Here is a 7,122-nt window from a genome sequence, read left to right on the forward strand (position 1 = left end):
CAGGGACAATCACAGAGTCCGGGACCGTGCAAAACAGCCTCATCCGATCAACGGGATACTGGGTCCCGTCCAACGTCATCACCAATGACGAACTCGTCGCCAGCTACAATGCCTATGCGGCCCGCTTCAATTCCGAGCACGCCGACGCCATCGCCGCGGGCGCAACCGAGGCGGTGCCCTTGTCCTCAAGTGAGTTCATCGTCAACGCCTCGGGCATCGAGCGGCGGCATGTTTACGAGAAGTCCGGCATTCTTGATATCGACTCCATGGTGCCGCGCATCCCGCCGCGTCCGATCGAGGACATCTCGGTGCAGGCCGAATTCGCGCTCAAATCCGTGCAGGTCGCGCTCGACAGGGCCGGTTATGACGGCAGCGATATTGACGGTGTCATCGTCGCCTCCTCCGCCCAGCAGCGCAATTTCCCGGGCGTGTCATGTGAAATTCAAGAGGCCATTGGCGCCAGCGGTTTCGCCTTCGACATGACCATGGCCTGCGCGGCCGCGCTTTACGGGCTGAACCTGGCCAATGGGCTGATCCGGTCCGGTCAGGCCAAGCGCATCCTGATCTGCTCACCCGAATTGATGACCTGCATCAATGTGCATTCCCGCCGCGAAGTTCATTTCATCTTCGGCGACGCCTCGGCGGCGATGATCGTCGAGGCGGATGACGGCCGCCCCGGCGGCTGGGACGTGCTGGGCACGCATACCGAGAACAAGTGGTCCTCGGCCCTGCGCTCCGATTACGGCTTCATCAATATCGCCGAACAATCGGTTGATCCGGACTTTGCGCCGCATCTCGACCAGGACGGCCACAAGGTCTTCAAGGACGTGGTCGGCTTTGCCCCGAGAGTTGCCCGCCGGATGATGGAGCGGATCGATCTGGCACCGGAGGACGTGCGTCGGACCTGGCTGCACCAGGCCAATATCCGCATGGTCGACATGATCGCCAAACGCATTCTCGAACGCGACCGCACCGACGAGAATGCGCCCTCCATACTGCATGAGTACGGCAATACGTCCTCGTCCTCGGTGGTGATGAATTTCGACATGCATTCCGACGACATGGCCGTCGGGGAAACGGGCGTGATGTGCGCCTTCGGCGCTGGCTATGGTGTCGGCGCCGCTGCCGTGAGGAAACGCGCATGAAAACCTGGCTCTCCCTGATCCCGATCGCGGCCCTCGTCGCCTGCAATCCGGCCCCCATCGATGCGATCGAGCCCGATGCGCCGGCAACGAACGAGACCGAAGCCGCGGCGGAAGAAGAAGCGGGCCTGCCGGGAACGGATATCCATCTCTTCGCCCTTGACTGGACCTCGGGCGCACCGGTTCTGGGGGCTTCATCCGGAGGCGTCACGCGTCCCGGCTATGACAATCAGCCCTTCTTCACGACCGATGGCGGCCTGCTCTACACGGCCGGCGATGACAATGGCGAGACGGATATCTGGCGCCTCGACCTCGCCAGCGGCGAAACCAGCCCGATCACCGAGACGCCGGACGAAAGCGAATATTCCCCGCGCATCGCACCGGATGGTCGCCTCAGCTATATCTACCAGCCACCTGGCGGTTATGCGGGAAATGCCTATCTGGCCAATCCGGACAATACCGAACGCGAGCCGGCGGAGACGCTGGCTCCGGTGGGCTATTACGGTTTCTCCGGCGACATGAGCAAGGTCGCCGTCTTCCATCTCGGCGAGCCGATGACGCTGCAGCTGATCGACCGCACCACCACACCGGAAACCGTCACCCACATCGCCGACAATCCCGGTCGCAGCTTCTTCAGAGCGGGGCGCGGCCCGGCGCTCTATGTGACGCTGGCGGACGAGGCCGGTGTCCACACGGTTCACGCGCTCAATACGCAGACCGGAGAGCTGCGCGAAATGTTCGCCCTGCCCGGCACCAGCCAGGACTTCGCGGTGGCCGTGATGCCGGACGACCGCATCACCTTCCTCACGACACATGAGGGCCAGCTTTACTGGCGCGCCTATGGCGGCTGGGAGCGGATCGGCGCGATCGACTGGCTGAGCGGCGTGACACGGCTGGCATTGAGCCCGGACCTCACCACCCTGGCGATCGTGGCGGAGGAATAGGCCGCGCGGCTCTTTCCGGCACACACCCCACCCATGCCGTCATCCTGACGAAAGTCAGGACCCAGACTCGCACGCGCGATCCAGCCGATCCTGGCAAAGACTTCGCGTCGCAGACTGGGTCCCGATTGCCATCGCGATGACGGCATTCGAAGATGACGGCATTCGAAATAGTCCGAAGGGACAAGCACACCCAAAATGGCGCTTGTCCCGTTCTCCGCGAACCCCTCCTAAACCGCGACCGCCTCGGTCACACGATACGTCAGATCGTCGCCATCGGCTTCATGGATGGTCAAATAATCGCCGACGCGCATCGTGTGATCGCCGAGCCGGTAAACCGGCTCGTCCGGCCCCTCATCCGCCTCGTCATAGCGGAAGAACCAGTGACTGCCGCGATGGGAGAGCCAGCCATCGGCCTTTTCGGCTGGATCCGGCGAGAAACGGTCGACCTTGCAGGCGGACTTGTTGGCACGCCAGAGATCGAGATCGAGCTTGCCGTCCCGGTCCAGCGGCGCCACGACCACATAGCCATGCGCGTCATCGCCCTCGGGGAAGCCGGCATCGGGATTGCGGCCGAGCCGCAGGATCACACGCGTCAGAGACATGTCTTTTCTCCCTAAATTTCTTGCGGACATTTCGCGCCTTCCGGTGCGCCACGTCAATGCGCCGGCCTGCGGCATGGCCGCACACATCGGGACCACACGTCTGTGAACAAATGGGCTTGCGGGATTGGTCGCGGGCACGGTTCTCTGCTATCTCCCCTGCCCGCCCGAAGCTGACGAGATGTGACGCCATGCCCGCTGCCGCCAAGAAGACCAAGGAAGCGCCCCGCGCCTGGCAAAGAATGATTTCCGGGCGGCGGCTCGACCTGCTCGACCCGTCACCCTTTGATGTCGAGATCGAGGATATCGCCCATGGCCTGGCGCGGGTGGCGCGCTGGAATGGCCAGACCAGGGGCGATCACGCCTTTTCGGTCGCCGAGCACTCGGTTGTGGTGCTGGAAATCCTCGACTTTCTCTATCCGGAGATCGAGCAGAAATGGCGCCTGGCGGCGCTGCTGCACGACGCGTCGGAATATGTGATCGGCGACATGATCAGCCCCTTCAAGGCGGCGCTGGGAGTCAATTACCGGGAATTCGAGGATCGCCTGGAAGCCGCGATCCAGCTGCGGTTCGGCCTGCCGCCGAAACTGCCGGCCGAGGTCAAGCGCAAGATCAAGCGGGCCGATGTCATCTGCGCTTATTTCGAAGCCACCCAGATCGCCGGTTTCAGCCATGCCGAATCCGTGAAATTCTTCGGGCGTCCCCCGGCCGGACTGGAGATCGCCATCAAGCCCCTGCCCGTGAAGACCGCCCAGCAACTCTTCCTCGACGTCTTCGACGAGGTCCTCACCGCGTTCGAAGGCCGCTGATGGACAAGGCCGGCCAGTCCCTTTCCGTCGGCCTCAACGCGGTTATCCTGGCGGTCGATGGCGATACGCCGCAAGTGCTCATCGTGCCCCAACCGGGCGGCGGCGAAGCCCTGCCCTTTGGCCCGTTCGATCCGACCGAACACCGCACACTGGAAATCGGGCTGCGGCGCTGGGTCGATGAACAGGCCCGCTTCCAGCTGGGCTATGTCGAACAGCTCTACACATTCGGCGATCGCGGGCGTGAAGCCCCGGTCGCGGCTATGACGGGCTCGGAGGATGATCGCATCATCTCGATCGGTTATCTGGCCCTGACGCCGGACATTTCAGATCCGCCCGAGGGCGGCGGCCAATGGCGTGCCTGGTACCGTTTCTTCCCCTGGGAGGACTGGCGCGAGGGTCGACCGGAAATCATTGACCGCCAGGTGCTGCCACGCCTCTCGGCCTGGGCTGACGAGGCCGGCGGGCCCGGCCGCCGCGCCTCCCGCCATGATCGCATCAAGCAATGCTTCGGCCTCAATCCCGGCGGTTGGCAAGAGGGCCGGGCGCTGGATCGCTATGAGCTTCTGTACGAGGCCGGCCTGGTCGATGAAGCGGCTCGCGACGGGCAGCGCGAAAGCGGCCTGGTCGCGCCGGGCCTGGGTCAGGCCATGGCCTCGGACCACCGCCGCATTCTGGCCACCGCGATCTCCCGCTTGCGCGGCAAGATCAAGTATCGGCCGGTGATCTTCGAGCTGATGGAGGACGTCTTTACCCTGTCCGCCCTGCAACAAGTGGTCGAGGCCGTGGTCGGCTATCGCCTGCACAAGCAGAATTTCCGCCGCGCCCTGGACCGGTCCGGCTTTGTGGAGGGGACCGGCAAGGTGGAAAGCCGCACGGGAGGCCGCCCCGCCGAGCTCTTCCGCTATCGCCGCGAAGCCCTCGCCGGACTGCCCTCACTTGGCCTGTCGACGCCGCGTCTGAAAGAGGGCTGAAGCTGGTGTCGGACACTGACGGCGCCGCCCCGCCCCGCCCCTTTGAGTACGCCCCGCCGCCGGCCGGCCCGCTGTCCGTCCTCCATCAGGACGCGCACCTGCTCGTGCTGGACAAACCCTCCGGCCTGCTGACCGTGCCCGGCAACCGGCCGGAGCGTGCGGATTGCCTGGAGTCCCGCGCCCGAGCCGAATTCCCGACGGCGCGCATCATCCACCGGCTCGACATGGACACATCCGGCGTCATCGTGCTGGCCCTGACCGCCCACGCCCAGGCGCATATCGGCAAGCAGTTCGAGAAGCGCCAGACCACGAAATCCTATATCGCGCGGGTCTGGGGCGAGCTGGTCGAGGACGCCGGCGAGATCGACCAGCCCCTCATCACCGACTGGCCCAATCGCCCCAAGCAGATGATCTGCCATGAACGCGGCCGCGCGGCGCAGACCCGCTGGCAGGCGCTGGAGCGATCAAACGGCCAGACCCGCGTTCGGCTGACCCCGGAAACCGGGCGATCGCACCAGCTGCGCGTCCATATGGCCCATATCGGGCATCCGATCCTCGGGGATAATCTCTACGCCCATGCCGACGCCCTCGCGGCCAGCAATCGGCTCTGCCTGCATGCTGAACGCCTTGGCTTTCGCCATCCCGATGGCGGCATACCTGTGTTCTTCGAGAGCGAACCGCCCTTCTAGTGCACTGTATTGGGGCCGATTGGTCCTCTCCATTGGCGACTGTTGAATTAATTTTTGTTGCGCGTCACACGTGTTTAAACGATCATTGCGATCTGAAACTGGTTTCGTTGTTGGGGGACAACGTGTCTGAGCGTTTGAGTATAAAAGATTTTGTACAAGCCCTCCTGCTTTGCGTGTCGGTTTGCCTGGCGCTCCTGGCCATCAAGTTCGAGCTGTTTGGATGGGTGGGCGCCAGTGCCTGCATTGTCCTGACGATGATTGTTTTCAGCACACGGCAGCGCCGCATCGATTGGCGCCTCGTCATTCCGGCGATCGCGCTGGGAGGCCTCGGCTATAGCGCAGCTTCGGCAACAACGGTCGCCGCTCTCCTCTGACCCCTTGCGCAATGCTCAGCTTGAGCATATATCTGCACCACGGTTAAGCTCATTTCGAGCATAAGATCGCGTTCACGGTGATGGTCCTCCCGCCATCGCCTCTTTTCAGACCCCGGATATGCTCGAATTGAGCAAAAGTGAGGGAAAAATGGACCGGATGAATATGGACGGCACGCTTGCGGGCTTTGATCAGGATCGGCCCGAACTCGCCTATACCGACGAGGTCAAAGCCGCCACGGACCATCTCTACGCCAAGGTCAGCCATGTCGTGACGCCGATGGAGTGGCCCGCCAAGGCGCCGCTCATCCACGCCATCAACCAGCTGAAAAAGGAAAAGAACGCGGTCATTCTGGCGCACAATTACATGACGGCGGACATTTTCCACTGCGTCGGCGACCTGATGGGCGACAGCCTCGCCCTCGCCCGCATGGCGGCGGAAAGCGAAGCCGACATCATCGTCCAGGCCGGCGTCCACTTCATGGCCGAGACCGCCAAGGTCCTCGCGCCGGAAAAGACCGTCCTCATCCCCGACACGCGCGCCGGCTGTTCGCTGGCGAGCTCGATCACGGGCGAGGATGTGCGCCGCATCAAGGCCGCCTATCCCGGCGTGCCGGTGGTGACCTATGTCAACACCTCGGCGGATGTGAAAGCCGAGTGCGATATCTGCTGCACCAGCTCGAATGCCGTACAAGTGGTCGAGAGCCTGGGCAGTGACACCGTCATCCTCCTGCCCGACCAGTATCTGGCCAAGAATGTCGCCGCCCAGACCGATATCAAAATCCTGACCTGGGCCGGCGCCTGCGAAGTGCATGAGCAATTCACGCGCGAAGACATCCAGGACCTGCGCGATGCGCATCCGGGCGTGGTCATCATCACCCATCCGGAAAGCCCGCTGGACGTGGTCCAGGCCGCCGATTTCGCCGGCTCGACCGCCGCCATGGCGGACTGGGCCAAGGATAGCGGTGCGAAAAAGGCCGTCCTCCTCACCGAGTGCTCGATGAGCGACAATGTCGCCGCCGACGTGCCCGAGGTCGAGTTCATCCGCCCGTGCAATCTCTGCCCGCACATGAAGCGGATCACGCTGGAAAACATCTATGACTGCCTGCGTCTGGAACAGCATGAAGTGACCGTCCCCGACGCCGTCATCGAAGGCGCACGCCGTTCGGTCCAGGCCATGCTCGACCTGCCCAAGCCGGAAAAGCCCGCCAGCTTTGATCCGACAAAGCCGGAAAAGCGTGTGGATCTGGTTGTGATCTAAGGATCATGACCCGCCCCACCCTCATCTGCGGCGCCGGGATTGCCGGGCTCTGGGCGGCGCTGAAGCTCGCCCCGCGCAAGGTGGTCCTGCTCACCGGTGCGCCGCTGGGTGAGGGTGCCGCGTCGGGCTGGGCGCAGGGCGGGGTGTCGGCGGCTCTGGCAGCGGATGATAGCGCTGAACTGCATGCGCAGGACACGGTGGCGGCAGGCGCTGGCTTGGTGGATCGTGATGCCGCGCTGGCCTTGGCCGAGGGGGCTGCGGCGGAAGTCGCGGCGCTGGCCGCGCTGGGTGCGCCGTTCGAGCGTGACGGCGAGGCCTGGGCCCTGTCCCGCGAAG

Annotated in this window: 9 protein-coding genes; 8 read left to right on the forward strand and 1 reads right to left on the reverse strand. The window is 63.9% G+C overall.

What is annotated here, in order from left to right; genetic code table 11:
- The first annotated feature begins 26 nt into the window (after window positions 1-26).
- Together Q0X62_RS11510 and Q0X62_RS11515 are read left to right on the forward strand one after the other, a co-directional pair.
- Window positions 27-1,145, forward strand: coding sequence for a beta-ketoacyl-ACP synthase III (locus Q0X62_RS11510; protein WP_297735737.1), 1,119 nt, complete (start codon window positions 27-29; stop codon window positions 1,143-1,145).
- Window positions 1,142-2,086, forward strand: a complete 945-nt coding sequence (locus Q0X62_RS11515; protein WP_297735739.1) for a hypothetical protein — start codon at window positions 1,142-1,144, stop codon at window positions 2,084-2,086. Before Q0X62_RS11510 ends, Q0X62_RS11515 begins: the two co-directional genes overlap by 4 nt.
- A 227-nt stretch (window positions 2,087-2,313) precedes the next feature.
- On the opposite strand, the gene Q0X62_RS11520 is transcribed toward Q0X62_RS11515, so the two are convergent.
- Window positions 2,314-2,688, reverse strand: a complete 375-nt coding sequence (locus tag Q0X62_RS11520) for a hypothetical protein (protein WP_297735742.1) — start codon at window positions 2,686-2,688, stop codon at window positions 2,314-2,316.
- 188 nt (window positions 2,689-2,876) lie between these two features.
- On the opposite strand from Q0X62_RS11520, the gene Q0X62_RS11525 reads away from it, so the two are divergent.
- The 6 genes from Q0X62_RS11525 to Q0X62_RS11550 all read left to right on the forward strand — a co-directional run.
- Window positions 2,877-3,494: an HD family hydrolase gene (locus Q0X62_RS11525; RefSeq protein ID WP_297735745.1), complete on the forward strand. Its 618-nt coding sequence runs from the start codon at window positions 2,877-2,879 to the stop codon at window positions 3,492-3,494.
- A complete protein-coding gene (locus Q0X62_RS11530) occupies window positions 3,494-4,465 on the forward strand; it encodes an NAD regulator (RefSeq protein ID WP_297735747.1) in 972 nt (323 codons plus the stop codon). Before Q0X62_RS11525 ends, Q0X62_RS11530 begins: the two co-directional genes overlap by 1 nt.
- 5 nt (window positions 4,466-4,470) lie before the next feature.
- Window positions 4,471-5,154, forward strand: coding sequence for an RluA family pseudouridine synthase (locus Q0X62_RS11535; RefSeq protein ID WP_297735749.1), 684 nt, complete (start codon window positions 4,471-4,473; stop codon window positions 5,152-5,154).
- 122 nt (window positions 5,155-5,276) lie between these two features.
- Window positions 5,277-5,528 (forward strand): hypothetical protein, encoded by a 252-nt coding sequence (locus Q0X62_RS11540; protein ID WP_297735752.1) that lies wholly within the window; start codon window positions 5,277-5,279, stop codon window positions 5,526-5,528.
- Window positions 5,529-5,646: 118 nt separating this feature from the next.
- Window positions 5,647-6,786 carry a quinolinate synthase NadA gene (gene nadA, locus Q0X62_RS11545; RefSeq protein ID WP_366946140.1) on the forward strand — a complete coding sequence of 380 codons (1,140 nt, stop codon included), beginning with the start codon at window positions 5,647-5,649 and terminating at the stop codon, window positions 6,784-6,786.
- 5 nt (window positions 6,787-6,791) lie between these two features.
- On the forward strand, window positions 6,792-7,122 hold a 331-nt coding region (locus tag Q0X62_RS11550; protein ID WP_297735758.1), incomplete at its 3' end, for an FAD-dependent oxidoreductase.

Source organism: uncultured Maricaulis sp., assembly GCF_947259345.1.
Classification (GTDB): Bacteria; Pseudomonadota; Alphaproteobacteria; order Caulobacterales; family Maricaulaceae; genus Maricaulis.

Excerpts from the sequence above, each read along its gene's own strand:
- Q0X62_RS11515 (WP_297735739.1), top strand. The coding sequence starts at position 1,142 with ATGAAAACCTGGCTCTCCCTGATCCCGATCGCGGCCCTCGTCGCCTGC.
- Q0X62_RS11520 (WP_297735742.1), bottom strand. The coding sequence starts at position 2,688 with ATGTCTCTGACGCGTGTGATCCTGCGGCTCGGCCGCAATCCCGATGCC.
- Q0X62_RS11530 (WP_297735747.1), top strand. The coding sequence starts at position 3,494 with ATGGACAAGGCCGGCCAGTCCCTTTCCGTCGGCCTCAACGCGGTTATC.
- Q0X62_RS11525 (WP_297735745.1), top strand. The coding sequence starts at position 2,877 with ATGCCCGCTGCCGCCAAGAAGACCAAGGAAGCGCCCCGCGCCTGGCAA.
- nadA (WP_366946140.1), top strand. The coding sequence starts at position 5,647 with ATGCTCGAATTGAGCAAAAGTGAGGGAAAAATGGACCGGATGAATATG.